25 protein-coding genes, 2 tRNA genes and 1 pseudogene are annotated in these 26234 nt (G+C 46.4%); 11 read left to right on the forward strand and 17 right to left on the reverse strand.

Going from position 1 to position 26234, the window contains the following annotated elements; translation table 11 throughout:
* Nucleotides 1-17: 17 nt before the first annotated feature.
* From RDP42_RS01185 to RDP42_RS12505, 3 genes are read right to left on the reverse strand one after another with little or no spacing between them, the layout of a single operon-like run.
* Nucleotides 18-779, reverse strand: coding sequence for a hypothetical protein (locus RDP42_RS01185; protein ID WP_374046891.1), 762 nt, complete (start codon nt 777-779; stop codon nt 18-20).
* A complete protein-coding gene (locus RDP42_RS12500; RefSeq protein WP_374046892.1) occupies nt 766-1038 on the reverse strand; it encodes a fimbrillin family protein in 273 nt (90 codons plus the stop codon). Before RDP42_RS12500 ends, RDP42_RS01185 begins: the two co-directional genes overlap by 14 nt.
* A gap of 16 nt (nt 1039-1054) precedes the next feature.
* On the reverse strand, nt 1055-1378 hold the full coding sequence (locus RDP42_RS12505) for a fimbrillin family protein (protein ID WP_374046893.1): 324 nt from the start codon (nt 1376-1378) through the stop codon (nt 1055-1057).
* 482 nt (nt 1379-1860) lie between these two features.
* Between RDP42_RS12505 and RDP42_RS01190 the strand changes: the two are divergent.
* A pseudogene (locus RDP42_RS01190) lies at nt 1861-1992 on the forward strand (IS4 family transposase); the annotation flags it as partial.
* 30 nt (nt 1993-2022) lie between these two features.
* Here the strand turns inward: RDP42_RS01190 and RDP42_RS01195 are convergent.
* Nucleotides 2023-3615 carry a M64 family metallopeptidase gene (locus tag RDP42_RS01195; protein WP_308762191.1) on the reverse strand — a complete coding sequence of 531 codons (1593 nt, stop codon included), beginning with the start codon at nt 3613-3615 and terminating at the stop codon, nt 2023-2025.
* Between the two features lie 57 nt (nt 3616-3672).
* The gene (locus RDP42_RS01200) at nt 3673-4071 is read right to left on the reverse strand and encodes a type IV secretion protein Rhs (protein ID WP_308762192.1); all 399 of its coding nucleotides are present in this window, start codon (nt 4069-4071) and stop codon (nt 3673-3675) included.
* A gap of 409 nt (nt 4072-4480) precedes the next feature.
* Between RDP42_RS01200 and RDP42_RS01205 the strand changes: the two genes are divergently transcribed.
* The 5 genes from RDP42_RS01205 (at nt 4481) to RDP42_RS01225 (ending at nt 8865) form a co-directional block, all read left to right on the forward strand.
* On the forward strand, nt 4481-4807 hold the full coding sequence (locus tag RDP42_RS01205) for a TRL-like family protein (RefSeq protein ID WP_308762193.1): 327 nt from the start codon (nt 4481-4483) through the stop codon (nt 4805-4807).
* Nucleotides 4808-4840: 33 nt separating this feature from the next.
* Entirely contained in the window at nt 4841-5425 is a 585-nt protein-coding gene (locus tag RDP42_RS01210; protein WP_308762194.1) for a hypothetical protein, read from the forward strand.
* Nucleotides 5426-5613: 188 nt separating this feature from the next.
* Nucleotides 5614-6609 (forward strand): quinone-dependent dihydroorotate dehydrogenase, encoded by a 996-nt coding sequence (locus tag RDP42_RS01215; protein WP_308762195.1) that lies wholly within the window; start codon nt 5614-5616, stop codon nt 6607-6609.
* Between the two features lie 23 nt (nt 6610-6632).
* Entirely contained in the window at nt 6633-7151 is a 519-nt protein-coding gene (locus tag RDP42_RS01220; RefSeq protein ID WP_308762196.1) for an HD domain-containing protein, read from the forward strand.
* Between the two features lie 175 nt (nt 7152-7326).
* Nucleotides 7327-8865, forward strand: coding sequence for a glycoside hydrolase family 28 protein (locus tag RDP42_RS01225; RefSeq protein WP_308762197.1), 1539 nt, complete (start codon nt 7327-7329; stop codon nt 8863-8865).
* Between the two features lie 111 nt (nt 8866-8976).
* On the opposite strand, the gene RDP42_RS01230 is transcribed toward RDP42_RS01225, so the two are convergent.
* Nucleotides 8977-10221, reverse strand: a complete 1245-nt coding sequence (locus tag RDP42_RS01230) for a GTP-binding protein (protein WP_308762198.1) — start codon at nt 10219-10221, stop codon at nt 8977-8979.
* Nucleotides 10222-10398: 177 nt separating this feature from the next.
* Here RDP42_RS01230 and ric point away from each other — a divergent pair, with 177 nt between their 5' ends.
* Nucleotides 10399-11127: an iron-sulfur cluster repair di-iron protein gene (gene ric, locus RDP42_RS01235; protein ID WP_308762199.1), complete on the forward strand. Its 729-nt coding sequence runs from the start codon at nt 10399-10401 to the stop codon at nt 11125-11127.
* 74 nt (nt 11128-11201) lie between these two features.
* On the opposite strand, the gene hydF is transcribed toward ric, so the two are convergent.
* From hydF to RDP42_RS01265, 6 genes are all read right to left on the reverse strand, one after another.
* A complete protein-coding gene (hydF, locus tag RDP42_RS01240) occupies nt 11202-12386 on the reverse strand; it encodes a [FeFe] hydrogenase H-cluster maturation GTPase HydF (protein WP_308762200.1) in 1185 nt (394 codons plus the stop codon).
* A gap of 28 nt (nt 12387-12414) precedes the next feature.
* Complete coding sequence (gene hydG / locus RDP42_RS01245) at nt 12415-13833, reverse strand: [FeFe] hydrogenase H-cluster radical SAM maturase HydG (RefSeq protein WP_308762201.1); 1419 nt, start codon at nt 13831-13833, stop codon at nt 12415-12417.
* Nucleotides 13834-13847: 14 nt separating this feature from the next.
* Nucleotides 13848-14894, reverse strand: a complete 1047-nt coding sequence (gene hydE / locus RDP42_RS01250) for a [FeFe] hydrogenase H-cluster radical SAM maturase HydE (protein ID WP_308762202.1) — start codon at nt 14892-14894, stop codon at nt 13848-13850.
* A 3-nt stretch (nt 14895-14897) separates the two neighbouring features.
* Nucleotides 14898-16376: a 4Fe-4S dicluster domain-containing protein gene (locus tag RDP42_RS01255; protein ID WP_303913217.1), complete on the reverse strand. Its 1479-nt coding sequence runs from the start codon at nt 16374-16376 to the stop codon at nt 14898-14900.
* A 69-nt stretch (nt 16377-16445) separates the two neighbouring features.
* Nucleotides 16446-16985 carry an FHA domain-containing protein gene (locus tag RDP42_RS01260; RefSeq protein WP_308762203.1) on the reverse strand — a complete coding sequence of 180 codons (540 nt, stop codon included), beginning with the start codon at nt 16983-16985 and terminating at the stop codon, nt 16446-16448.
* Between the two features lie 18 nt (nt 16986-17003).
* A complete protein-coding gene (locus RDP42_RS01265; protein ID WP_308762204.1) occupies nt 17004-18119 on the reverse strand; it encodes an SPOR domain-containing protein in 1116 nt (371 codons plus the stop codon).
* A gap of 116 nt (nt 18120-18235) precedes the next feature.
* Here RDP42_RS01265 and RDP42_RS01270 point away from each other — a divergent pair, with 116 nt between their 5' ends.
* Nucleotides 18236-19024 (forward strand): DUF4738 domain-containing protein, encoded by a 789-nt coding sequence (locus RDP42_RS01270; RefSeq protein WP_308762205.1) that lies wholly within the window; start codon nt 18236-18238, stop codon nt 19022-19024.
* A gap of 142 nt (nt 19025-19166) precedes the next feature.
* Here the strand turns inward: RDP42_RS01270 and yihA are convergent, their stop codons facing one another.
* Nucleotides 19167-19778: a ribosome biogenesis GTP-binding protein YihA/YsxC gene (gene yihA / locus RDP42_RS01275; protein WP_303913206.1), complete on the reverse strand. Its 612-nt coding sequence runs from the start codon at nt 19776-19778 to the stop codon at nt 19167-19169.
* A gap of 110 nt (nt 19779-19888) precedes the next feature.
* Here yihA and recR point away from each other — a divergent pair, with 110 nt between their 5' ends.
* From recR to RDP42_RS01290, 3 genes are read left to right on the forward strand one after another with little or no spacing between them, the layout of a single operon-like run.
* Nucleotides 19889-20506, forward strand: coding sequence for a recombination mediator RecR (gene recR, locus RDP42_RS01280; protein ID WP_303913202.1), 618 nt, complete (start codon nt 19889-19891; stop codon nt 20504-20506).
* A gap of 17 nt (nt 20507-20523) precedes the next feature.
* Nucleotides 20524-20985 carry a hypothetical protein gene (locus tag RDP42_RS01285; protein ID WP_308762206.1) on the forward strand — a complete coding sequence of 154 codons (462 nt, stop codon included), beginning with the start codon at nt 20524-20526 and terminating at the stop codon, nt 20983-20985.
* A gap of 1 nt (nt 20986) precedes the next feature.
* Complete coding sequence (locus RDP42_RS01290) at nt 20987-21520, forward strand: GNAT family N-acetyltransferase (RefSeq protein ID WP_308762207.1); 534 nt, start codon at nt 20987-20989, stop codon at nt 21518-21520.
* A gap of 250 nt (nt 21521-21770) precedes the next feature.
* Here RDP42_RS01290 and RDP42_RS01295 read toward each other — a convergent pair.
* The 4 genes from RDP42_RS01295 to yidC form a co-directional block, all read right to left on the reverse strand.
* A tRNA-Pro gene (locus RDP42_RS01295) sits at nt 21771-21845 on the reverse strand.
* A 35-nt stretch (nt 21846-21880) separates the two neighbouring features.
* Nucleotides 21881-21955, reverse strand: a tRNA-Pro gene (locus RDP42_RS01300).
* Between the two features lie 127 nt (nt 21956-22082).
* The gene (locus RDP42_RS01305) at nt 22083-24173 is read right to left on the reverse strand and encodes a S9 family peptidase (RefSeq protein WP_308762243.1); all 2091 of its coding nucleotides are present in this window, start codon (nt 24171-24173) and stop codon (nt 22083-22085) included.
* Between the two features lie 182 nt (nt 24174-24355).
* Complete coding sequence (yidC, locus tag RDP42_RS01310; protein WP_308762208.1) at nt 24356-26212, reverse strand: membrane protein insertase YidC; 1857 nt, start codon at nt 26210-26212, stop codon at nt 24356-24358.
* Nucleotides 26213-26234 lie beyond the last annotated feature (22 nt).

Here is a 26234-nt window from a genome sequence, read left to right on the forward strand (position 1 = left end):
GATTTTATTATTTCAAGTTAATTCACTGATTTGAACACAGAAAAATAGTTTTCACCGTCCATTTTAATATTTACAGATTTAGACATAGTCCATGTGGTATTGACAGACAGTCCATCCTTATCTTTAAATACTCTGAACACTCCCTCTTTCATTAATTCATTATCAGGATCATTACCCTTTTTCACCATTATAAATGCATAATATAAGTCTTTTATTCCAGTGCTTGATTTAGTACCAGATATGACTAGTGCCGTTTTGGTATATATACCGCTGGAACTTCCTTCTACATTAAAGAATGCGGTAAAGTCATTTCCCGAACCACTTATAAACGCACCTTTACCTTCACCTTGCATATCATTTTCACTTTCTTCATTATAATCCACCGTATTGTTGTATGTATTCTGGTTGCTGAATTTAATTGTCAAAGGACTAATCAGATCGCCAGGTTCATACCCTCCATTACCTTCATCTTCACAATGCACAGTTACGAAAGGTTCGATATAGTATGCTCCTTCCACTATAGGAGGATTAACCCCTGTATGAATAGGAATCCATTCGCTAAGCTTTTCTTTTATATCATCCGGCACCACATCATCAAATCTTTCATCCTCCTCTCCCCAGGGATTTATATCACCTGTGAATTCAACAATTACAGCATTATTATTATAAACGACGGAGATTTCATATTGCATCCCCGACATTATATTAATATTCTTATCGAGTGTGATAGTATAATTTTTATTTCCAATAGTGAGAGTCGCAAAATCATCTTTTGTCAAAGTTTGCGGGGGGCAGTACTGCCTTGTAACTCATATTTCCATTTGCCGCCATAATCACATCTTCTATATCATCTCCATAAGAAAAACTCAACGCATTCAAATCGACAGAAACGTCTGTGAAAACATGATTTAATTTTAGGCTATAATCTCCACTAGGCCAATTATCACCTTGTAAATTAACGATGACTTTCGACAATCTATGGCTAAATTTGAGGTTCACCAATTTTTCTGCTGTTGCAGAGGTATGTGCTGTGCACAGATCACTGAGGGTATAGTTATCCCCCTCTGATCCTGCTTAACATTGAATGTAAACGCATCACTTGCTTCAGTTGTATAAGGATAAACGGCATGAAAAAAATATTTTGTTCCATCTTCCTGTGTTCTATTCCGTTAGAAGAAGTAAATCTGCTCCCATTATAAGTATATTTCACATTATCTGCATAGTTCCCCGAACTTTGCAGAGTCCCTTTTGAATCATTACCATTCGATTTCACGGCAAAAACGCCAATATTATCCTTAATATCAAATTTTGTGTCTGTAGCTCTTGAAAGAGGATTTATCTCGGCACTAAACGAGACAAATCTATCATTTTGTTCTATATCAGGTCCCTAGTTATCTGGTGTATCCTCCTCCTCAACTTCTGTCTTAGCACACGAATTAAGATCTATCATGCCATAACAAGCAATAATACCTAAAAATAAATTAAACTTTCTCATGTTTCACATAGTTTTAATAATTAATAAAATCATTTGTTTGATATATTCATAGAATAGATATTTCCATTAGTGTGCACTGAAAATCATAGAAACTTTTGAACTTGTTGAAATCCAATTTGTTATAAGTGCTCTTGGAGTCAACGGATTTGAATTTCTTTTGCGGTGTTAATAGCTCATGTCGGAAAACTCTACCATTTCGGAATCGGAAAGGCTGTAACACGAAGCAATTTTAGTAAGGATAATGAGCAATGTGACTATTGTATCTTCGAGGAATATGCAACATTCATGATTGCCGAGGTTCGCAAATGTAGAATCAACAAAATATTCGAACTTGACGGTCATGTTTATGCATTTGACTCTACGTCTACGAAGTCCTCCAAATTCTCGAAATCTCTCTAACTGACAAAACACATCTTAGTGACTTGTTCGACAAATTGAATTTCAAAAATATCAAAGGCCGATATGATTTAAGTGAACTGAATTTATTTAATGTTTAACATAATTCATTTTTAGTGGACAGCAGTGAGCTATTTCATATTTTTAATCATCACAGGCTCTCCCAAAGGAATAAAATGTCCTGAGATATTACCTCCTCTACTGTCATAAGGTTTGTTTATGATATCATTTTCCATAAAATCAGAAATAGAGAAATCTGTGCCCGATATAGTCATAATTCTCTTAACAATACTCCATCTGCTTTGTACATTAAAATACGGTATATTATTATTCATACAACTGTTTTCTTCAGATCTCCAAACGCCATATTGATATTCATATCCACCTTCGAATGCTCCCACATCAGAGTATTTTGCATGTCCAACAAAATCTTTCCATCTTATGATTTCAAGATTATCCGTAAAATCCAGGTTATGATAAAATCCCATCTCCTGCCATTCTTTAATTTCCTTTATGCGGCTTTCAGGCATAACCTTGTCATAATAAACATATTCATCACACAAAAGTCCAAATGCATGTCCACCTGCCTCATGATGAATGATATCTTCAAAGTCATAAGGTGGCAATTCAGTACTCATAGGACACAGTGCTATGGAATTACCATTTCCGTACATGTAAGCTGTACCTGCATATTTGTTAATGTTCAATGGTACAATAACCGTAACAGGTTTATCTTCATCGATATCCTTAACATTTTTCACATACTTGAATACCATGTCATCATTACAGCTAATAGCCGTACCGGTGCCGAATCTTGTTTGAAATTTAGTTTTACCTCCTCCTACTACATCAGTTTCCGATTCAGCAACAACAGAATACACAGTAAAATAATCCCTATAGCTGGCATATGGTTCTATCGAAAAGAAATATTCCATTGACTGTTTCATTGTTTCTTCATATATTCCTCCAATATTCATGTCATCAACTGTGAATCCGTCGCCCATTATAAACAAGTTCACCGGATTATTTATTTTCGCTTTTTGTATTACGAAATATTCTCCATCAGTATAGTATAGTTTCTCACCGCTAATCTGATAAATGTTTATTGTATCAGACAGATTGAACTTCTTATTAAATATCACTATATGAGCATTACGTACATTCCCGGTCCTATTTCCCGATATATTAAGAACTATCTGCTTATCAGTAAATTCCTTTGCCATCTGACTCTCTGACGACTGACTATATCCATCAATATCTATCCAGTCTACATCACTATTTATATCAACTATATATGGAACATTCTTATGTATATTAAGCGCAATTACAGTGTCATTCTCATTCAGATATATATTTTCTTTATCAGAGAATTGAAGAAATTCATTTCCCGATTGTGTTATATTTATGATGTTTCCACCAGAAGGATACTCAAAATACAGTTGGCATGCTCTTGATTTGTCAGAAGTATTTTCAGTTAGTTCAAACGTAAGAATTGATTTATCAGCATCCGAATCAATTTTATTTACAGAAATCCATTCCGGAATTTCCGATGCTATTTCCCAATCTGAATTACTGTATACATCAACTTGCTTTTCTCCACCTTTTGAATCAAAAGACAAATATTCTGTTGAAAAATTAAGATAGGCTTCTTCTACAATTGTTTTATCTTTACAACCAATTATGGTTGTGAGAAGTAGGATTATAAAACACTTGGTAGCATTCATAAATGTCGACAAAAAAAGGGAGTTTAAAAACTCCCTATTGCAATATAAATAAATTATTTAGTCTTTTTTCCCGTAGAAGGAAGTCATTGTTCCGGCATTATTCAAGAAATTGATTGTAATATTTTTACCGTTTATTGTTATTGTTATTCCGGAAGAAGTGTCGCTTCTCAAATAATACTGTCCATTCGAATATTCCACATTATAATTCTCCATACCATCGTCATAAAATTCTGCCGCCACAGTAACTACAGTCGATGAAATTCTGGCAATAGTTATGTAATAAGGATCTTCAATTACAGTATTGTCCACATAAAGTTTTCCTGTATAAACGCCTTGCACTTGAGTCGCATAATCAGAAATTTCTTCTACCTCTTCTTTAGAACTACAACTCGTAAAAGCAATGTTTGTTGCCAATAAAAAGCAAAAGATCGAAAATAAATTTTTCAACGTTTTCATAGTAAAAATTTTTAATTGTTTATATTTCACATTTTATATATCTCTCGCACATCAAAAATGTATTTTCATAAACTTTAATCTTTTCTATCGGCAAAGGTGAGAAAAAAAACGAGAATCCCAAATTTTTAAAAGTAGTTTTTTGTAATTATTTACATATCTCATAAAATTTACGAAAACACAAACCTCTGATTAATAGCTAATTAATAAATCTATAGATTTAAGATATAAAAAAATGAATATTTTTACATGATATATTCACATTGAACCATTTTATTACTTATTTTTACCAATTCGCAAAAAAAATATATTTCTCAAGAATATATCATAAATAAAAAAATATATATTTGCAGTGAAATCAAACAAACGTTTTAATACAAATTGTTTAATAACGTAAAAACTATCTATTGTTATGAAAAAGAAAATGATCAAACTAGCTATGGCAGGTATGGTAGTATTCGGAATGTCAAGTTGTGCATCAATAAGTTCCACTCCTGCTGGTATGGGTGCTTTGTACACAAGTGTAAAAACCGACGGGCACGTTACATCTAATCCATGCGGAACTAAAGTAGGTACAGCAACAGCCACAAACATCCTCGGTTGGGTTCTTACAGGTGACGCATCAGTAGAGACGGCTGCTAAATCTGCAGGTATAAAGAAAATCAGCCATGTTGACAGAGAGAACATGAGTATTTTAGGAATCTATGGCACATATAAAGTTATAGTTTACGGCGAATAATCAAACAAACATGACTTATAAATTGTGGGGTATATGATAAAATTATATACTCCATTTTTTTATTTTTCCATTATGAATAGGATTTTATCAATATTAGTATTTTGGATATGCTTTACCTACGTTAATGCCCAGGACATTACAAAGTTCTACAAGCAAAGCATGCATACAGAAGGATTATTATATTTTGTATATCCGCAAAAAATGTCAATAAAGAAAGGCGAATCATCAAGTATATGCAAAAAAAAATTGAGTTATGATTACACCTACCTTGATTCAAAGGATTCCGTAACAATCCTTATGACAATAACCACATCCGTGCCATATAAACCTGATAGTATTGACATCACGTATAATTCAGGAACACAGAAAAGTTCTATTTCAGGGAATACTGAAATATTATATGTAGAATCTCAAAAGAAATATTGGATAACCAGAGTACGTACCACTATAGGATATAACGAATGGGCAAACATATATAAAAGTCCTACCCCAATAATGGTATCATTTTCATCTGATGCCGACAAACAAAGAATCGAATACATGGACAGCCAGAAAAGATGGAAGAAAGTATCAATGAAGTTTATTCGTCTTTTCCAGCTGATAGGCTATAATAACTGAAATTTCCGGTCATAATACTTCCTTCATCAATACAAATAAGAGGCTGTTCATTTTGAAGTGCACGGCCTCTTTTTTATTTTCCAATTCATCTCATGAATCGCCCATAGGTAATAGGGGATAACTTTTTTTATGATGGAATTTCAGGGAGATGTCGTAATTTTGTGCCACGAAACTAAAAAATTACGATTATGTACCAATCTATTCTTCGTCCTTGGTTGTTCCGCATCGATGCGGAAAAGATTCACAACCAGATTATTTCTTTGCTTCATGTGTATCGTCATCTTCCGTTGGTAAAAGGAATGTTACGTGCTTACTATCGTCCGAAGGCAGCTCCGTTCCAATGGCGGAATCTGACTTTCGGTAACCGGGTGGGGTTGTCTGCCGGGTTTGACAAGGAAGCAAGTTGTTTCGACGAACTGAGTGATTTGGGTTTTGGATTTTTGGAAGTCGGAACGGTGACTCCGGAAAAGGTGGCAGGAAATCCTTCTCCGCGCATTTTCCGTTTGCCGGAAGATCATGCATTGGTGTCGCGTACAGGTTTCAACAACCCTGGAAAAGAAGTAGTTCTGAACAACTTGCAACGGAAGCGGGAAGGAAAATACATCTTGGGAGTCAACATCAATACTAATACACCGGCTGACGGTGAACGGGCCGCAGCGGATATTACAAGTTTGTATGAGGCGTTCAGCCAGTATGCAGATTACTATACGGTTAACTGGGGCAGCATGACACCTGAGATTCTGGCAGGGGCATTGACGGCCCTTGAATCCTATAAGCAGCGTTTGGAAAAACCGGTATTTCTGAAACTTCCGGCCGATGTGCCTTTGGAGAAATTGGAGGGTATTATTACCTTTGCAAAGACGCATCATCTGGATGGGTTTATTGCCACGGGACCGACTCAAGACCGTTCGCTGTTGATTCATTCCAGTCAGTCGGAAGTGACGGAGGTTGGAGCGGGAGGAATCAGCGGACTTCCGGTTATTCATAAGTCGGTGGAGGTAATGAAATATCTGTCGGCTCATGCCCCCAAAGAGATGCTGTTGATTGGTGCCGGAGGGGTGATGACGCCACATGAGGCAGAGATGATGCGACGGGCAGGCGCTCATCTAGTACAAATATATTCCGCATTCATTTATGAAGGTCCTGGCGTTGTCAAGCACATAGCTGAGGCATGCAATGAATAAAAGAGGATTTAGAACTACAAGATATGGAAACAAACGAGAAAAAAACAGCCGATTGGCAGTTACATGAATTGTCAGACCGGATGGTGACTTACAATGAGGGTGATCCGAAACGGATACAGCATCTCATCAAGGTGCATTACTTTGCCCGGATGATTGGTTTGTCAGAGGGATTGGATGCGGCTACGCAGTTGATTTTGGAAGCGACCGCCATTGTACACGATATTGGTATTCGGATTTCTGAGAAGAAGTATGGAGTGTGCGATGGTAAGCACCAGGAACAGGAAGGTCCGGCGGAGGCTCGGAAATTGCTGACCGAGATGGGCACCTTCTCTGAAGCACAGATTGAACGGATATGTTGGCTGGTGGGGCATCACCACACGTATGACTGTATAGAGGGAATGGATTATCAGATTTTGGTGGAAGCCGATTTCCTGGTCAATATTTATGAAGACAACCTGCCGGTAGAAGCTGTTCGGAAGGTACGGGAAAAAATCTTCAAGACAAAGACGGGCCTGTCATTGCTCGACAGAATGTATTTGTAAGCAAGGCAGAGGCCGTTGGATGGCGTTTTTTTGAGGCAAGCAAAGTGTCTCAAAAAGACGCTTTTTTTATGGGTTTAAGTGAAAAAATTTAGTGGATACAGCTATTTTATAGACGGATGATAGGGTGGTTGTCTGATGAAATGTGTATTTTTACCCGTAAATAGACAGATATACCATGAAAAAACAAACCTTATTTCTCTTTTTATGTGGCCTGTGTTCGTGGATGAATACAGCCACGGCTCTTGAATATAATGTGCTCCGGCATGGAGTGGTGGGCGATGGAAAAACACTGAATACGGATAGCCTGCAAGCGGCTATCGATAATTTGCACGCCTCGGGGGGCGGTCAGTTGTATTTTCCTGCCGGACGGTATCTCACCGGCAGTTTGCAGTTGAAATCGAATGTGATGCTTTACCTGGAGAAGGAGGCGGTGCTGTTGGGAAGCACGAGTCCGTATGATTATCCGGGTTTCAGCACGGAGAAGGAGCTGAAGGTGAACGATGACCATTTTGACCAGGCACTGATTTATGCGGAAGGAGCTGAAAATATTGGTATCATGGGAGAAGGATGTATCGATGGACAAGGTCGAGAGCTGGCCTTGACGATTGATAGTCTGCATCATACGGGAGAGTTGGTGGATAAGCATTATAACACATACCGCAAGCGCCCGAATACGCGTCCGAAACTTCTTTTTATTCGCGGATGTCGTGGGGTGGAGATTCGCAATGCCCATCTCCGAAGTAGTGCCGCGTGGGGATTGTCATTCTCGTTGTGTTCCAACCTGACGTTGGATAGTTTGCATGTGGAAAACCGGGCTTACTGGAATAACGACGGGATTGACGTCAGTGATTGTAAGAAGGTACGCATTTCGAACTGTTACATCAATTCGGCCGATGACGGCATTTGCTTGAAGTCGCACAACCGGGGGGCTTGGAATGACGATGTTTCTATTTCCAACTGTCACATCATCAGCAGTGCCAGCGCCATCAAGTTTGGTACGGAGTCACTCGGTGGATTCAAGCACGTGAAGATTGACAGCATCTGGGTAAAGGACACCTACCGTTCGGCCATTGCCATTGAGTCGGTCGACGGAGCGGAGATTGAGCATGTGCAGGTTTCCAATGTACATGCGGTGAACACGGGCAATGCGATTTTTATCCGTCTGGGGCATCGTTCGGGAGACCAGCCGGGTTACTTGCGTCATGTGTCCATCAAGAATGTGTATGTGGAAGTGCCTTTTGGCCGTCCGGACCTTAATTATGACTTGCGGGGACCTTCGGTGACGTTCTTCCATAACCCGTTCCCCAGTTCCATTTCAGGCATACCGGGGCATGACATTGAAGATGTGACCTTGGAGAACATCGAGATTGTGTATCCGGGTCGTGCTACGCGGGGGATGGCTTACATGTCGGTGAGCCGGTTGAAGGATGTGCCGGAAAATGAGAAGGGATATCCGGAGTTTACCATGTTTGAGGAACTTCCTTCGTGGGGATTTTATGTGCGTCATGTGAAAGGAATTCAGCTGCGTCACATCAAACTGCGTTTGCAGGAAGATGATTTCCGTCCGGCTTTTGTGTTCGACCGTGTAAGCGGTATTCGTCTGACAGGGATTGACCTGCCGGAGAACAAGCAGGCAGGGCAGGTGGTTTTGCGGAAATGCACGTTGCAGGAAGTGGATGCCACCGCAAAGAACCAGTTGCAGGAGGTAGATTGAACAGAGGCCGGAAAGGTCAATAATATATAAGGTAAAAAACAAGTATGCCTTCCTGATGCGCTTGACCGGCGGATTCAGGAAGGCATATATTTTTATTCAGTTGGATTCAAGTTATTCTAGACAAGTATCCAGGTCTTTTATCAGCTGTTCCTTGTCGAGGTGCTGGCCGATGAAGACAATCTTCTGCATGCGGTCACCGTAGCGTTCGTCCCAGTCTCTCACCAGTCCAGGTTCGCGTTTCATCATTTCAATAAGCTCGTCTTCGGGCATGGTGGCATACCAGAGTCCGGCTTCCGTAATCTGTTTCTGGCGTCCGGCCTGTTCGAAGAGGTACGACATGTCACGGTTGTGGGCAAAGTAGCATACCCCTTTGGCACGAATCACGTTGCGCGGCCATTTGGTTGCCAGGAACCGGTCGAACTTATGAATGTCGAAGGCCGGACGGCGATAGTACACGAAACTGCTGATACCGTATTCTTCCGTTTCGCCTTCGTCATGATGGTGTTCGTGGTCGTGATGATGGTGTCCATGCTCGTGGTCATGATCATGATCGTGTTCCTCATGATCATGGTCATGGTGATGTCCTTCGTGGGAATGGGCTTCGGCCTCTTCTTCCTCGGTCACTGGACGTTCTATTTCGTGAATCCAGGCTGCAGAAGTCGCTACCTTTTCGTAGTCGAAACGGTGGGTACCGACAATTTTGTTCAAATCCACCTTCGCATAGTCACATTCGATGATTTCTGCACGGGGCTGGATGTTACGGATGATGCTTCGGATGCGGGCCAGTTCTTCCGGGCTGACTTCAGAAGCTTTGTTCAGCAGGATGGTAGAACAGAACTCTATCTGCTGAATCAGCAGGTTAGCAATGTCTTCTTCTTCCAGGTCCTTGCGGGTCAGTTCCTTTCCGCAGTCAAATTCGCTTTGCAGGCGAAGGGCATCGACCACCGTCACGATGTTGTCGAGGCGGCAGGTTCCGTATTTGGTATAGGCTCCGCCCAGCTGGGGAATGGAGCAGATGGTACGGGCAATAGGTTCCGGTTCACAGACTCCGCTGGCTTCGATGACGATGTAGTCGAAACGCTGCATTTTCATCAGCTCGAAAATCTGTTCGATGAGGTCGGTGCGGAGGGTACAGCAGATACAACCGTTCTGCAGGGCCACGAGGCTGTCTTCTTTCTGGCCCACGATACCGCCTTTCTGAATCAGTTCTGCATCGATGTTGACTTCACCGATGTCGTTTACGATGACGGCAAACTTGATTCCTTCACGGTTGCTCAGCAAGTAATTCAATAAAGTGGTTTTCCCGCTTCCCAGATAGCCGGTGAGCAGGAGTATAGGCATGTCTTTTGTTTTCATCTTAATGTTCTGTTTTTTTACGTGCCTGCAAAGGTAGTGTTTTTCTGCATATGGTGTCACTTCTTTTCCGCAGAACACACGTTTAACTTTCGTTATAGGTCGGTGTCACATAGGTGACAAAGTTTCTGGACTGTGGAGGCTATCTTTGCACCCGTAATCAATAAAAAAGAAAAGAATATGGAAACGAAAGACTGGAAATATACGAGTGTGGGACAAATTGTAGCCGATGATTTTGCCGCAGCGAAAGTGTTTAAGAAATATGGCATCGACTTCTGCTGTCATGGCGAGGTGACGCTGGAAAAGGCTTGTGCCGATTTGAACTTGTCGGTGGAAGAAGTGAAGCAGGCATTGACGCGTCAGGAAGAGGCTGGGAACGGATGGATTCCGTTTGCTTCATGGCCGTTGGACTTGCTGATGGATTACATCCTGAAGATACATCACCGTGGTATCCGTGCCAATGGACCGGAGTTGTTGGCCTTGCTGGAAAAGGTGGAACGTGTGCATGGGGAAGCACATCCGGAGCTGCACGAACTGAAGGTGCTGGTGAGTGAGTCGCTGGAAGATTTGGAGATGCACTTGCAGAAAGAGGAGAATGTGTTGTTCCCGTATCTCTATGAGCTGTATGCGGCGAAGGAACAAGGACAGCGTATGGCACCGATGCATTGTGGTACGATTTCCAATCCTATCCGAGTGATGAAGATGGAGCACGAAGGAGAGGGGAACCGCTACTTGCACATCATTCAGTTGACGAATCATTTCTCCGTGCCTCAGGATGGCTGTGGCAGCTACCGTCTGCTGATGCAGGAACTGGAGGCGTTTGTGGATGCCTTGTTCGAGCATATTCACCTGGAAAACAATCTGCTTTTCCCGCGCTTTGAGGAAATAGAACGAGTAACGGTGTATTAATTTAGTAGTATGAATGAAAAGGAGTGCTGCCTACCAGGAGGTAAGTGGCACTCCTTTTTGTATAGAGGGGTGAATCAGTAATCTATCTTATCCAGAATTCCCGCCAGGTAGGCAATGGTCACTCCGTAGTTGGTCATGGGAATCTGTTGGGTGCGGGCCCGGTCGATGCGGTTCAGCACATACTTGCGGTTGAACATGCAGGCCCCGCAATGGATAATCAGGTCGTACGGGGTCAGGTCTTCTGGGAAATCTGTGCCCGATACAATGTCGATTTGCAGGCTTTCGCCGATACGCTTGCGGAGCATGTTCGGAATTTTCACCCGCCCGATGTCTTCTGCCAGCGGGGCATGTGTACATGCCTCGGCAATCAGTACCCGTGATTCCGGTGTCAGCCGGGCGATGGCATTGGCTCCTTCCAGGTAGTAGTCGATGTCGCCTTTGTACTGTGCAAAGAGGACGGAGAAGGAGGTAAGCCGGCTTTCGGCAGGTTTCTTGTCATACACCGTACGGAACACCTGTGAGTCGGTAATAATCAGCTTCGGCGGACGGGACAAGGCAGCCAGCATAGCATCAATCTTGTCGGTGGTACAGCTCATCACCAGGCATTTGCGGTCCAGCAGTTCCCGGATGGTTTGTACCTGCGGCAGGATGAGGCGGCCTTTGGGGGCCTGGATGTCCTGCGGCATGACCAGCATGACGGTGTCGTTTTCTTCCACCAGCCGGCCTACGATGCCTTGTGCCATGGTTTCATCCGGCAACTTGTGCCGGAGGCTGCGCAGAATGTCGTCCAGCCCTTGTCCGGTGAGGGTGCTCACCAGCAGGGGGACCTGTCCGCATTGTTTTTCAATTCGGCGCATGGTCTGCTCGGCATCGGGTAATTGATCACACTTGTTCAATATCCAGATGATGGGTACATTCTTTTCCTTCAGCAGGTGCTGCCAGTGCAGCTCCTCTTCCAAATGGTCGTCGGTGCAGACCATCAGGGCGATGTCGGTCTTTTCCAGCGCACGCTGTGTCTGGCGGATGCGGAGTTCGCCCAGTTCGCCTTCATCGTCAAATCCAGCGGTATCAATGAACACGCAAGGACCGAGGCCATGGATTTCCATGGCCTTGAAAACCGGATCGGTGGTCGTGCCGGGGATTTCTGACACAAGGGCCGTATCCTGATGCGTCAGGGCATTGATCAGCGACGACTTTCCGGCATTGCGTTTGCCAAACAGACCGATGTGCAGTCGGTTGGCACGGGGAGTATCGTTCATACGTTTAATCAGTCTTTAAGTCCTACATTTAGAAACGGAAGTCGCGTTTCCCTTCGGCAATTCGTTCTAGATTTTCCAACGCTCTTTTGCGGATGGCGGGATTGGGGATCTCTTCCATCTGCTTGCGGATCATGTCTTCTGCTAAACGGCGTGTTTCCGGTGAGGCATAGTCATAAAGATATTCCTGAAGCGTCATCAGGGCATTGGGCGCACAGCAGTTGGCAATCTGTCCGGTCTTGACCAGCGACATGAAGCGGTCGCCCGTACGTCCTTCGCGGTAGCAGGCCGTACAGAAGCTGGGGATGTAGCCCAGTTTCAGCAGCCAGGCCACGATTTCATCCAAGCTGCGGTGGTCGCTCACGTCGAACTGGGCCGAGTTCTCTTCCGGCAGTTCTTCGGTGGCATAGCCTCCCACGCTGGTGCGGGAACCACCGCTGATTTGTGATACGCCGAGGGCCAGCACTTTTTCGCGGGAACGTTGTGATTCACGGGTAGAGATAATCATACCGGTGTAAGGCACGCTGATGCGGATGACGGCCACAATCTTCTGAAATATTTCGTCGGAGATGGCGTTCTCGAAGGTGGAAGCATCGATGTCGTCGGCCGAGCAGATACGCGACACACTGATGGTGTGCGGGCCTACGCCGTAGGTCGCTTCCAGGTGTTCGGCATGCATCAGCAGTCCCACAAAATCGTAGCGGTAGGTGTTCAGGCCGAACAATACGCCGATGCCCACGTCATCAATACCTCCTTGCATGGCGCGGTCCATGGCCTCCGTATGGTAGGCATAGTTGCTCTTCGGACCTCTGGGGTGAAGTTTCTCGTAGTTCTCCTTGTGGTAGGTTTCCTGAAACAGGATATAGGTGCCGATACCGGCTTCCTTCAGACGGCGGTAGTTTTCTACCGTAGTGGCAGCAATGTTCACGTTCACCCGTCGGATGGCGCCGTTCTTGTGCTTGATGCTGTAGATGGTCTGGATGGATTCCAGGATGTATTCAAGCGGGTTGTGGATAGGGTCTTCGCCGGCTTCCAGTGCCAGACGTTTGTGTCCCATGTCCTGCAGGGCGATGACCTCGCGGCGGATGTCCTCCTGTGTCAGTTTCTTGCGGGCGATGGTCTTGTTCTTTGCGTGGTAGGGGCAGTAGGTACAGCTGTTCACGCAATAGTTCGACAAGTACAGTGGGGCGAACATCACGATGCGGTTGCCGTAGAATTTCTGCTTGATTTCACGGGCCAGATGGTAGATTTCCTCCACCAGTTCCGGGTCGTTGCATTCCAAGAGTACGGCGGCCTCGCGGTGGGAGAGTCCCTTGCACAGGCGGGCCTTTTCAATGATGGAACGTATCAGTTCCTTGTCCTGGCTCTTGCTTTGGGCATATGCCAGGGTATCCAGAATTTCTTCGTGGCAGATAAATTCCTCTGCCTTTTGAGAATCAATCTTGTACATAGTTGCAATGTAAGTTATAACGTCTTGCCGGGATAGTCTCCGCGGCTTTTATCTATTTCATATCCGATAGCTGCCAGCCGTTGTGCCAGCAGGCGTAATCCTTCGGCGGCTTCCGAGCCCATGGAGGCTTTGTGGTCGTACAAGGCATATTTCTTCCGTTGTTCCACCGGCGAAAGGTTGGGCATTACCACGTTACCGCCTGCCAGTATGCCTTTTTCCCGTCCGTCGGGCGTGAGGCTGGCCAGTGCGGTGGTCGAAGGAATCAGTGCCTGCGGATGCATCAGCCGGAAAATGGAGAGCAACGTCAGAGTTTGTGTCAGGTTTCCGGGTGGACAGGAAGCAAAGGGGGTGTCGTGATGCGGCAGGAAAGGTCCGATGCCAATCATCTGAGGGCGGAATTGCTCAATGAAGAGAATGTCTTCCACCAAGTTGTCGACGGTTTGTCCAGGGCTTCCCACCATGATGCCGGTTCCTGCCTGGAATCCGATGCGTTTCAGGTCGTCCAGGCACCGCAGACGGTTGGACAATGACATGCTGTCGGGGTGCAGCCGGCGGTAATGGGCTTCGTTGTGCGTTTCGTGACGCAGCAGGTAGCGGTTGGCTCCCGCCTGAAAAAAACGTTCGTAGGAAACAGTGGGGCGTTCACCGAGTGAAAGGGTGATGGCCACATCGGGAAATTCCGTCCGGATAGCGGTCACTATTGAGGTGACCCGTTCATCGGTCATATAGTTGTCTTCGCCTCCTTGCAGTACGAAGGTGCGGAATCCCAGTTCATATCCGTGCCGGCAGCAGGCCAGAATGGTCTCCTTGTCCAGCCGGTAGCGTTCCAGGTGGCGGTTGCTTCTTCGGATGCCACAATACAGGCAATCGTTATGACAGCAGTTGCCTACTTCGATGAGGCCGCGGATATAGATCTTATTGCCAAAATGGCTTTGAGCCACCTCTCGTGCCTTTTGCATGAGAAAGTCGAGGTCTTCCCCCCGGCACTCCAGCAGAAGGGTACGCAATTCACCGGGAGCCAGTGTCTGCTCCCGGTAAAGGCGTTCTATCAATTCTTTCATGGATTATTCTTCCTGATGGCTGTTTTCGTACTTGAGGGTACGTTTCAGCAAATCCTGGTTCAACTGGCGTTTGCCGGCTACCGGATCGTTGTGTGCGCTCGGGCCGGTCACGCATCCACCTTCGCAGGCCATCATTTCAATGAACTGTGCATCTACCTTACCCGTCTTGGCATACGCACGGAGCACACCGATATTTTTCTTTGTGAAGTCGGAGAACTGCATGATCTTGATACCATTGGCTTTCGGACCCAGGTAAGCTTTTACTGCTCCAGCTACACCGCCAGCCTGTGCGAATCCGTGCGCCTCGCAAACTGATTCGTAGGCTACCTTGTACGGATTGGCTTTTTCCAGTTCGATGCCCAATCCGCGGAACATCGGGTGGAGTTCTTCGAAGGTCAGCACATAGTCCACACATTCGTCGCGCTGTGCCTCTTTTCGTTTGGCGATACACGGGCCGATGAAGACTACCTTGGCATTCGGGTATTTCTGTTTGGCGATGCGGGCTGCGTAATACATCGGAGAACCGGTGCTGGATACATAAGGCTTCATGGCCGGAATATGCTTGTTGACCAGCTCGATGTACGATGGACAGCAGGAAGTAGTCATGAATTTCTGTCCTTCTTCCAGTTTTTCCAACAGCTCGTGTGCCTCGTTGCTGGTGGTATGCATGGCACCTTCAGCCACTTCAATTACATCGGCAAAACCGATTTCTTTCAATGCCCCGTACACTTGGTCGATGGTAGCATCGAACTGTCCCAATACCGAGGGAGCCGGAATGGCAATCACTTGTTCTCCCTTGCGGATGGCTTCCAGCACGTCGAACACTTGGGAAATTTCGAAAATGGCACCAAATGGGCAGGCATTCAGACACTTGCCGCAGTAGATACACTTGCTTTCGTCAATATGCTCAATGTAGTGTTCGTCCTTGCTGATGGCTTTTACCGGACAAGCTTCTTCACACGGTACCGGAATGTAGACAATAGCGTGATAGGGGCAGCTCTTGTGGCAAATACCGCAGCTGATACACTTGTCGTGGTCAATGCGTGCCTGACCGGTTTTCTTGTCGAAATGTACGGCACCTTTCGGACAGTTCATGTAGCAACTTCTGGCTACACAGCCTCGGCAAAGGTTACTTACCTCGTAGTTTACCTGCACGCAGGAAGAACAAGCCTCGTCGATGACACAGAGGATATTTTCCTTGATTCTCTCTTTGCGGGCCAGTGTCTTGCGGGCATATTCAGAAAGGGGAGTCAGCTCGTCCGTTTCGTCGGTCATATCCCAACCCAGCAACGGGAGTAACTTATATTTAGTCACGGCACGTTCCTTGTGGATACAGCAACGTCCCACCGGCTGTGAACGGCGCGGGCTGATTTCCAAAGGAATGCGGTCGATTTTCTCTACTAATTGATTTTCTTTCCATAAAGCAACCAGGTTTTCCAGCAGTTTGTGCCGGACAATCATTACGTTGTTTGTAAAAGCCATAATTGAGTAAAAGGTTTGTTAGTGTAATATAGTTATCCTAAATAGTCTGTTTCAGAAAATTAGCGGAGGTTATTCTTTCGTTTGTCCTTCTGCCGCTCTCAGAATCAGAGTCGTGGCACCGAGGGTAATAATAGCTCCGTCTTCAATACGGACGCGGTCTTTCGGGCCCAGTATTTCGTTCATCAGAAAAGTCCCCGTGATACTGTCGTTATCGCGAAGCGTATAAATGATTTTTCCTTGCTTGTTTTTTTTGACGTTGATGTAGCAGTGACGGCGGTCCAGGCTCGGGTCGTTGCTCTCGATGGGAATGTCAATGTCGTTTCCTTTGCAACGGCGTCCGATAAGGTTGTCACCTTCATGCAGCGGCAAAACCTGTTTGTAGGCAAATACGTTTTCTACGGCCAGAATGTTGCCGAAGTCTTGCACGCCTTCCTTTTCATCCACCACCTCTTCCTTGCGGTTGGCTGCGTTCAGTTTGGACTTGCCGATACGGATGCTGAACTGCTTCTTGCAGTTGTCACAAATAAAGACGAGTGACTGTCCTTCTTTATATTTGGTTTCATCGAACTGGATGAAATTGTCACATTTGGGGCATCTTACTCTTTTCATCTGTTTTAAAAAGCGTATTTATTTTGAAGTGAAAACCCAGGCACTTTTAAATTCTTCCTGGTTGCGCAATTCTTGTACTTTTTTATAGGCTTCTCCCGAATTGGCGTACCCGTCGAGTGCCACACGGAATCGTCCGTCGGTTTCCAGTATTTTACAATTCGGGTATCCTTGTTTTTGCAGTCTTTTCACTTCCTGCTGTGCATCGTTGTGGGTGGTCAGACTGGCTACAATGATGTAAGCTTTTTTCTTTCCTGTAGCTGTGGCAGGTGCGGGAGTGGCTGCCGGTTGGGCCGGTGCAGGTTTCTTTACCGCAGGTTGAGTCTCTTTTTGGGCTGCCGGTGCCGCGGCTATTTTCTCCGTTTTGACTACAACAGGCTTTAATGTATTGACATTGTTACGCACTCGCTGAGCCTTTTTCTGCTTCTGAACTTTCTTTTGCGGAGCAGTCTGTGATGTAGTTTTAGTCTGTATGCTGGTGGCTACCGACTGGTTGCGGATAGCATCGAACATGCTGAACGAACCGAGGGAAGCATAGTTGGCATCGTCCATGTAGGTATTTTCTACCGGAACAGACAATACGAAGAACAAGCATACGGCAGCTGCAATGGCTACTACGTTGCGTGTGAAATGACGCAAAGAGAAATGCCGTTTTTTCCCACTGGCAGGACGGCTTATTTCTGGAAGTTTGTACTCCTTAGGTTCGGTCGCGGGAAGTGCTTTCAACGCAGGCAGCGTGAAGTTTTCCAGTCCGTACAGTCCTGGGGTAAAGAAAGAAGAGGAAGCCGGTTCAAAAGTATAGCCTCCATTCATATTATAATAAATTGTACCTACATGGGGCAGGGTGACCTGTCCCTGCTGGTACAACTGGTCTTTCATTTCTGTGACCACCTTTTCAATCCGGCGGGTTGCATCGGGAAAGTCGGTGTTATAAGCCTGCATGTACGACTGAACCAAGAGTCCGTCGTTCATTACCAGCTGCGGATTGAATCCAATGGTACGGCGCGGCGGCTGAAATTCTCCCGTTGGGGAAATGACAGCCTGCTGTCTGTGGGCGATAAATCCCCCCAAGCCGGGAACGATGACGCAATCGTTTTCCAGCAGTAATACTTCTATGTGTTTTGCCAATTCAATCATATTGCAAAAATAATACATTTTTCTTTTACGTGGGACATCTTTCGAGGAGCATTTTTCGGTTGGAATTTAAAATTGTTGTATTTTTGTCGCCGGTAAATGTAGAAATCCATTGACGCATGAAAAAAACAGGCTTGATAATGCTTTTAGGGGGGATGGGCCTGATGGCAGGATGTATGTCTCCTCAGCAGAAGGAAGCGGAAAAGCAGGAAGAAGACCAGGAGGCCATGCAGTTGCTGCAGGGTATCTGGCTGGACGACAATACGGAGGCTCCCTTATTTAAAATCCAGGGAGACAGTATTTATTATGCCAGTCAGATTAATGCTCCCATGTCTTTTAGCGTGCGTCATGACACGATGACCATTCACAGTGCCCGTCCGATTTATTATTTCATAGAGGAACAGAAAGCGTACAGCTTGCGCTATCGTACCTCGCGAGGGGAAGTGGTCAGTTTACACAAGGCCGAGTCGGACACGCTGTCGTTCGGAACGGTGGTACCTGTGCGTGAAACGGAGAGTGAAGTGTATCAGAAAGATTCGGTCATCTTATATGGGGGAGAACGCTACAGGGGCTATGCTTATATCAATCCAACCAAGAAACGGGTGACACTGTTGAGCATCAATGAGGAAGGATTGCCAGTAGAGAATATATATTACGACAATATTATTCACATTTGTGTGTACAAAGGAAAGGAACGGCTGTTCTCCAAGGATATCAAGAAAGAAATGTTTGAGCGTGTGGTTCCGGCTGATTTTCTGAACAGTGCCATTCTGAGCGACATGGATTTCGTGAAAGTGGATGGAAACGGATATCGTTATGTGGCTACGCTCTGTATTCCCGACGGAGCTTCGTGCTACAACGTGCGGCTGGATGTAAGCAAAGAGGGAAACATTGTATTTTCCCGTTGAGCGTGAATTTAGCTTTATTCATTATAGTGGATTGAAAAATCCTCCTGCATGCAATCTTCTAATAAAGACTCCTGCAGGAGGATTTTTTTATGCTGTTTGATTGGTCTACTTCTTAACAGGTTATGCAAACGCCTATAAACGCCTATTCGGTTTGTTCCTGAAGGGAGCGGTTGATTTGTTCGATGTAGTTCAGGATTTCTTCCCGCCCGGTCTTCTTCTCAGAAGAAGATACGAAATACGGAGGCAGTTCTTCCCATTGCTCTTTCAGTTTCTCCAGGTAACGGCTGACGTTGCTTTTGGTCTTTCCCGCACTTTGCTTGTCGGCCTTGGTGAAAATCAGGGCAAAGGGAATGCCGTTTTCGCCCAGCCATTCGATGAACTCCAGGTCAATGCGCTGAGGGTCCAGACGACTGTCTACCAGCACGAAAAGGCAGGTCAGTTGCTCCCGTTCCAGTACATAGTATTCAATGAGTTTTTGGATTTTCTCCATCATTTTCTTCCCCCGTTGGGCATAGCCATAACCGGGAAGGTCTACCAGATACCATTCCTTGTTGATGAGAAAATGGTTGATGAGCAAGGTCTTTCCCGGCGTGGACGAAGTCATGGCCAGTTTGGGATTCTTGGTCAGCATGTTGATGAGACTGGATTTCCCCACGTTGGAACGTCCGATGAAGGCATATTCCGGCAGTTGGGTCTGTGGGCACATGTCGGCCCGTGAGTTGCTTACGACAAACTCTGCGCTGGTAATGTCCATAGGTTGAATTTGAGTTGTTTTGATGCAAAGGTAATCGTTTTTCCCGTTCCCTGCATACAGCCAAAGGATTTTATCCGTATTTTTGCCTTCCGTAAATAAAGAAAACAAGCATGAATCAACAATATCCTTCCGTTTTATTGGAAAAGGCAGTGGGAGAGTTTGCCAAGCTTCCCGGCATTGGGCGGAAAACGGCCATGCGACTGGTCTTGCATCTGTTGCGCCAGGATAATGCTACGGTAGAAGCGTTTAGCAATGCCATTTCCACGCTGAAAAAAGAAGTGAAGTATTGCAAGGTGTGCCATAACATTTCCGATACGGACGTGTGCCGTATCTGTTCTAACCCTTCGCGCGATGCGACCACGGTGTGTGTGGTGGAGAACATTCGCGATGTGATGGCGGTGGAGAACACCCAGCAGTATCGTGGACTGTATCATGTGCTGGGAGGGGTGATTTCGCCTATGGACGGCATCGGACCTTCCGACCTGGAGATAGACAGTTTGGTGGAACGGGTAAAGTCGGGCACTGTCAAGGAGGTGATTCTGGCACTGAGTTCTACTATGGAGGGCGATACGACCAACTTCTATATTTTCCGGAAGCTGGCCGGATATGATGTGAAAATTACGATGATTGCCCGTGGAATTTCCATCGGCGATGAATTGCAATACACGGATGAGGTGACGCTGGGACGCTCTATCGTGAACCGCGTGGCGTTTACCGGAACCCTTTAATTCATAGAAAGAAATACATGGAAAAGAAAATCAATCGATTGCTCCGCGTGCTGAAGGTGGAATTCGCCTTGTTCTGGATACTGACTGCAGTGTGGTGTGTGTTGTATGAAACGGATATCCTACTTCAGGGAAGCCGGGTAGGGGATGCGCGTGCCGAATACATCTTGCAGACGGTGGGGATTCTGCTGGCAGTCTGCATGATACCGTTGTCGTTGCGCATGTTCAGCTTGTCACTGGTGCGACGGGTCCGTGAGTTGTCATTGCCGGAAGCGTTGGTGAGTTACCGCCGCTGGTGTGAAATTCGCCTGGCCCTGTTGCTGGCTCCGGTATTGTTCAACCTGACGGTGTATTACTCTACGTTCAACCTGACCAGTCTGCTGTGTGTCGGTATGTTGCTGGTGGCCTCGCTCTTCTGTGTGCCGGGTCGCAGCCGACTGATGCGGGAGCTTGATTTAGAAAAAGAAAAGGAGGAACAGTAGGATGGGACTGACAGCCAAGTCATCGCAGGAAACTATCCGTCTCCGGGCACCTGAACCGGAGGATCTGGAGGTGATGCTTTCGTTTGAGAATGAGGCGGAGCTCTGGGAGCTGGGTACGGCTACGGGGCCGTATTCTCGTTATCAGATGAAACGCTACATTGCCGAAAATCAGAATGACGTGTTTGTGGATGGTCAGTTGCGGTTGATGATTGTGTGTAATACCGGTGAAGTGGGCGGGATGATTGACATCTTTTCGTTCGATGCGCGTCATAGCCGTGCAGAGGTGGGACTGGTGGTGCGGAAAGACTTACGAGGAAAAGGAATCGGAGGAATGGCACTTACATTGCTGGAATCGCATTGTTTCGGGTTACTTGGCCTCCACCAGTTGTATGCCTATATTCCGGTGGAAAATACGGCAAGCCGGAAATTGTTTGCAGCGGCAGGTTACACAGAATGTGGTATCCTGAAGGATTGGATACGAGTGGGCAATTCGTTTCAGAATGTCTGCTTATGCCAGAAAATCAATCAGTTATGATATTTGTAGACTTTGTTGGGAAGTCGTGTGGAAAAACGCAAGTACGTTTGCTTCAAAACGCTTTGACGTTTGAAGTAAAACGCCCTTACGTTTTCCTTCAAATGCACTTGCGTTTTAGTTGAAACGTACTTGCGTTTTGATTGAAACGCAAAGGCGTTTTGGGAGGGGTGGAAAAAGTCTTCGGAAATCTTGAAAAAAACTCAAAAAAGAAAGGCAACTCATCACATTGGATAAGTTGCCTCTCCTCTTGTCGGGGTAGCGGGATTCGAACCCACGACCCCCTGCTCCCAAAGCAGGTGCGCTAACCGGACTGCGCTACACCCCGAACATTTGTAATAACTTTCACTTTTTTGACTTCTGTCGGGGTAGCGGGATTCGAACCCACGACCCCCTGCTCCCAAAGCAGGTGCGCTAACCGGACTGCGCTACACCCCGAAGTGTCTTTCTCAAAAGCGATGCAAAGGTAGGGCTTTTTATTTTAATATGCAAATCCGGGCACCTCTTTTTTGCGTATTTCAGGGAAAAAACGCCGTAAAAAAGGTGCCCGGAAGGGTTTTAGGGCTTATTTCTGTGGTTTCAACCAGCGGTCAAGCCAGTTGAAGAAAGTGCGTTGCCAGAGAATTCCGTTCTGTGGTTTCAATACCCAGTGGTTTTCATCCGGGAAAATCAGCAGTTCGGCAGGGATGCCTCTCAGCTTGGCGGCATTGAAGGCAGCCATTCCCTGTGAAGCCAGGATACGGTAGTCTTTCTCGCCGTGGATGCAGAGAATCGGGGTATCCCATTTGTCTACGAACAGATGGGGAGAGTTGGCGTAGCTGCGCTGTATGGCCGGGTTGCTCTTGTCCCAGTACGGGCCACCCAGATCCCAGTTGGTGAACCAGAGCTCTTCTGTTTCGAGGTACTGCTGTTCCATGTTGAAGAAACCGTCGTGGGCAATGAAGGCTTTGAAGCGCTTGTTGTGGTGTCCGGCCAGCCAATATACTGAGTAGCCTCCGAAGCTGGCTCCCACACATCCCAGACGGTCTTTGTCTACGTAGGGTTCCTTGGCGATGTCATCGATGGCACTCAGGTAGTCGTCCATGCAGTGGCCTCCGTAGTTGGTGCTGATTTCTTCCAGCCATTCCATGCCGAATCCCGGCAGACCGCGGCGGTTGGGGGCAATGATGATGTAGTCGTTGGCGGCCATGATCTGCAGGTTCCAACGGTAGCTCCAGAACTGGCTGACAGGGCTCTGCGGACCTCCTTCACAGAACAGAAGGGTAGGATATTTCTTGTTCGGGTCGAAGTTAATCGGATAAACTACCCATGAGAGCATGTCTTTTCCGTCGACGGTCTTGGTCCAGCGGGGTTCGACCTTACCCAGTTTCAGCTGGCTGAAGATGTGGTCGTTTTCTTTTGTGATACGGGTTACCTCGTTTTTCTTTTTCAGGTTGACCGTAAACAGTTCATCGGCTTCGCTCAGAGAGTGGCGGGTGGTGAGCAGTTGCTTGTCGTTCAGCATGGCCACAGAAGCATAGTCGTACATGCCGTCGGTGAGTTGTTTTACCTCGCCTTTCAGGTTGGTGCTGTGAATCATGCTGGTGGCATGCCATACGCCGGTGAAGTAGAGGGTCTTGTTGTCAGGTGCCCAGCAGTAGCTGTCCACGCCCGACTGGAAGGCTTCGGTCACATAAGTTTTCTTTCCGCTGGTCAGGTCCATTACACAAAGACGGTTGCGGTCGCTTTCGTATCCGTCGCGTTCCATGCTTTGCCAGGCGATGTTCTTTCCATCGGGAGAGAACTGCGGGTTGGTGTCGTAACCCATGTTCTTGTCGGTGGCATCTTCTTTGCAGAGATTGCGGGTCTGTTTGGTTTCTACATTGTATAAATAGATGTCCGAATCGGTGGATACGGCATAAGCTTGTCCGGTTTTCTTGCGGCAAGTGTAGGCCACAGACTTGGAGTCGGGGCTCCATGCAAGCTGTTCGATGCCGCCGAAAGGTTTCATCGGTGATTCGTAGGGTTCACCGGCCAGGATGTCGGTGGCTTCACCTACTTTATTGTCGGTGAAAGAAGCCACGAACGGATGGGGAACGGTTTCGACCCATTCATCCCAGTGCTTGTACATCAGGTCATCGATGACTTTTCCGCTGGCCTTGTCCAGGTCGGGGTATTTGTCGACAGTACGTTCGCCGTATTTCACCTGTGAGATGAAAAGCACCTTGGTGCCGTCGGGAGAGAACTTGAATCCGTCGATGCCACCTGCGTAGTTAGAGAGCTGCTGGCGTCCGGTCCCGTCGGGATTCATTTCCCAAATTTGTCCTTTTGTGATGAAAGCCAGTTTACCTCCGCCTTTGATCCATGCTGGTTCGCCTTCGCTGTCGGAAGAGGTAGTCAGCAGCTTGTTGTCGGAACCGTCAGCATTCATTACGTAGATTACCTGGTGACCTTTGTTCTGCTTTACGCTGTAGTAGGAGACGGTGTAAGCAATTTTTTTCCCGTCGGGAGACACACAGGAACTTCCGATACGTCCCATGGCCCACAGGGTTTCCGGGGTCATCCGTCCGTCTTTCACGGTGATTTCCTGCTTGCCGATGAAAGGCGCGTCGGTTCCTTCTGCCTGAACGGCAGCCATTGGAGCCGAGGCCATCAGTACGGCCGCAGTCATGTTCATTAAATCTGTTTTCTTCATGTTTTTATTTTTAATTTTAGAGTATGCGAGTCTTTATGCAGGTTTCCGTCGTGCAAAGGTAAGATAATAAATGGAAAAAAGAGAAGGCAAAAAGAAAAAGAGCGGAACGAAAGGTTTTCGATTGCCTTTCTGTTCCGCTCTTTCTGCTTCCTTTCAGGATATTTTTATTTCTTCTTGTTCATGTGTTCCTGACGTTCCTTCTGCAAGCGTTCCTGCTCTTTCTGCAGAGCTTCCAGTTTGGCCATCAGTCCGCTGGTTTTCTGCTGTGAAGGTTCCTTCTTATTGGCTTCCAGCTGGGCGAGCAGCTTCTTCTCGTCGGTCATACGGCGCATAATCCACATGGTAATGATACCAATCAGACCGGAGATGAAGTAGTAGTAGCTCAATCCGGATGCGTAGTCGTTGAAGATGAAGAAGAACATCACCGGCATGATGTACATCATCCATTTCATGGCAGCCATTTGTGGGTTGTTACCCATATCCTGCTGCTTCATCATGATAATCTGGTTCAAGACTGTGGTGATGCTGAACAACAGACAGAATAAGCTCAGGTGGTTACCCAGCAACGGGATGTGGTAGCTCCAGCTAATCAAATCATCGTATGCCGAAAGGTCGGTTGCCCACAGGAATCCTTGCTGACGAAGCTCGATGGCGTTCGGCACAAAGAAGAAGAGGGCCATGAACACCGGTGTCTGCAACAGCATCGGCAGACAGCCTCCCATCGGACTGACATTATACTGTCGGTAGAGGGCCATGGTTTCCTGCTGTTTCTTCAGGGCATCTTCCTGTTTCGGGTATTTGGCATTGATTTTATCCACATAGGGTTTCAGGGCGCGCATCTTTGCTGAAGAGATGAAGGACTTCCAAGTGGTAGGAAGTACCAGTACCTTCACAATGATGGTCATAAGCAGGATTACCATACCCATGCTCAGTCCCCAGCCTGACAACCAGTCGAAGAGGTTGATGGTGAACCAACGGTTGATGAGTCGGATAATCGGCCATCCTAAGTAGACCAAATCTTCCAGTTCCTGATCTTTGTCCTTAAAGCTCAAGTCGTTGCTGGCAAGCAGTGTCTTGAAGTGGTTCGGACCGAAGTAGAACTGCATGTGTGAGGCCTTGGCGCCTGTCGGGTCGAAAGCTGTTTTCATATCCGCAGAATAGTTCTTCATGTATCCGCTTCCTTTTTCTTCCATCTTGGATTCAAGGGTGGCGTTGTTGAAGTTCTGTTCTGCCATGAAGACACAAGAGAAATACTGGTTTTTGAAGGCTACCCAGTCGAGTGCTTCCGGAACGGTTTCCTGTGCATCCTTTGTTTCGCTCAGGTAATCGAAGCTTTCGTCTACTGGCTTGTAGGTTAGCGAAGTGTAACGCTGTTCAAAGTTGTAACCTTTTTCCATCTGGCGAGCCCGCTGTTTCCATTCTATGCTCATCGTCTTGGTAGAAGGAGAGAAGAAATTCTGCAAGCCGCTGGCCTGGATGGTAAAGTCTACCATGTAGGAGTTTGGCAGCAAGCGGTAGTTGAAGTCCAAGTGTCCGCCGTTGGCCGCATTCAACCGCATGGTCACGGTAGAGTCGGTCACATTGGTTGCTTCGAAATACATCTGGTCGCTGAGAATGTTTTCATTCTTTCCTTCAAAACCGAAGCTTATGGAAGCATCCTTCCCGTCAAAAAGAACGAGGGGTTGCTTCTGTTGGTCTTTATACTCTTTCAGCATGGCTTTGCTTACCCGTCCACCTTTGTTGGAGAAGGTCAGTTGCACCAGATCATTTTCCAGTACAGTGAACTGTTCCGTACCTTGTGCAGACTGGAAGAAAAGGGAAGAACTGTCGGGACGTGCAGCTTCAATGGCTGCAGCGGCTTTTTGCTCCTGTACTTTTTCCTGTTGCTTGATGACCTGCTGGATAGAGTCTTGATAGTGCTGTGCGCGTGCTCTTTCTTCCTGGCTGGGGCGGTTGTAGATACCGAAACCTACAATTACCGCTCCAATCAGGACAAAGCCCACTAACGTGTTTTTGTCCATTTCTGTTTCTTTACAATGTTAT

Source organism: uncultured Bacteroides sp. (genome assembly GCF_902472605.1).
Classification (GTDB): domain Bacteria; phylum Bacteroidota; class Bacteroidia; order Bacteroidales; family Bacteroidaceae; genus Phocaeicola.

What these genes read in the sequence shown, in the direction of transcription:
- RDP42_RS01195 (WP_308762191.1), bottom strand. Translation starts at nt 3,615, where the DNA reads ATGAATGCTACCAAGTGTTTTATAATCCTACTTCTCACAACCATAATT.
- RDP42_RS01200 (WP_308762192.1), bottom strand. Translation starts at nt 4,071, where the DNA reads ATGAAAACGTTGAAAAATTTATTTTCGATCTTTTGCTTTTTATTGGCA.
- RDP42_RS01205 (WP_308762193.1), top strand. Translation starts at nt 4,481, where the DNA reads ATGAAAAAGAAAATGATCAAACTAGCTATGGCAGGTATGGTAGTATTC.
- RDP42_RS01210 (WP_308762194.1), top strand. Translation starts at nt 4,841, where the DNA reads ATGATAAAATTATATACTCCATTTTTTTATTTTTCCATTATGAATAGG.
- RDP42_RS01215 (WP_308762195.1), top strand. Translation starts at nt 5,614, where the DNA reads ATGTACCAATCTATTCTTCGTCCTTGGTTGTTCCGCATCGATGCGGAA.
- RDP42_RS01220 (WP_308762196.1), top strand. Translation starts at nt 6,633, where the DNA reads ATGGAAACAAACGAGAAAAAAACAGCCGATTGGCAGTTACATGAATTG.
- RDP42_RS01225 (WP_308762197.1), top strand. Translation starts at nt 7,327, where the DNA reads ATGAAAAAACAAACCTTATTTCTCTTTTTATGTGGCCTGTGTTCGTGG.
- RDP42_RS01230 (WP_308762198.1), bottom strand. Translation starts at nt 10,221, where the DNA reads ATGAAAACAAAAGACATGCCTATACTCCTGCTCACCGGCTATCTGGGA.
- ric (WP_308762199.1), top strand. Translation starts at nt 10,399, where the DNA reads ATGGAAACGAAAGACTGGAAATATACGAGTGTGGGACAAATTGTAGCC.
- hydF (WP_308762200.1), bottom strand. Translation starts at nt 12,386, where the DNA reads ATGAACGATACTCCCCGTGCCAACCGACTGCACATCGGTCTGTTTGGC.
- hydG (WP_308762201.1), bottom strand. Translation starts at nt 13,833, where the DNA reads ATGTACAAGATTGATTCTCAAAAGGCAGAGGAATTTATCTGCCACGAA.
- hydE (WP_308762202.1), bottom strand. Translation starts at nt 14,894, where the DNA reads ATGAAAGAATTGATAGAACGCCTTTACCGGGAGCAGACACTGGCTCCC.
- RDP42_RS01255 (WP_303913217.1), bottom strand. Translation starts at nt 16,376, where the DNA reads ATGGCTTTTACAAACAACGTAATGATTGTCCGGCACAAACTGCTGGAA.
- RDP42_RS01260 (WP_308762203.1), bottom strand. Translation starts at nt 16,985, where the DNA reads ATGAAAAGAGTAAGATGCCCCAAATGTGACAATTTCATCCAGTTCGAT.
- RDP42_RS01265 (WP_308762204.1), bottom strand. Translation starts at nt 18,119, where the DNA reads ATGATTGAATTGGCAAAACACATAGAAGTATTACTGCTGGAAAACGAT.
- RDP42_RS01270 (WP_308762205.1), top strand. Translation starts at nt 18,236, where the DNA reads ATGAAAAAAACAGGCTTGATAATGCTTTTAGGGGGGATGGGCCTGATG.
- yihA (WP_303913206.1), bottom strand. Translation starts at nt 19,778, where the DNA reads ATGGACATTACCAGCGCAGAGTTTGTCGTAAGCAACTCACGGGCCGAC.
- recR (WP_303913202.1), top strand. Translation starts at nt 19,889, where the DNA reads ATGAATCAACAATATCCTTCCGTTTTATTGGAAAAGGCAGTGGGAGAG.
- RDP42_RS01285 (WP_308762206.1), top strand. Translation starts at nt 20,524, where the DNA reads ATGGAAAAGAAAATCAATCGATTGCTCCGCGTGCTGAAGGTGGAATTC.
- RDP42_RS01290 (WP_308762207.1), top strand. Translation starts at nt 20,987, where the DNA reads ATGGGACTGACAGCCAAGTCATCGCAGGAAACTATCCGTCTCCGGGCA.
- RDP42_RS01305 (WP_308762243.1), bottom strand. Translation starts at nt 24,173, where the DNA reads ATGAACATGACTGCGGCCGTACTGATGGCCTCGGCTCCAATGGCTGCC.
- yidC (WP_308762208.1), bottom strand. Translation starts at nt 26,212, where the DNA reads ATGGACAAAAACACGTTAGTGGGCTTTGTCCTGATTGGAGCGGTAATT.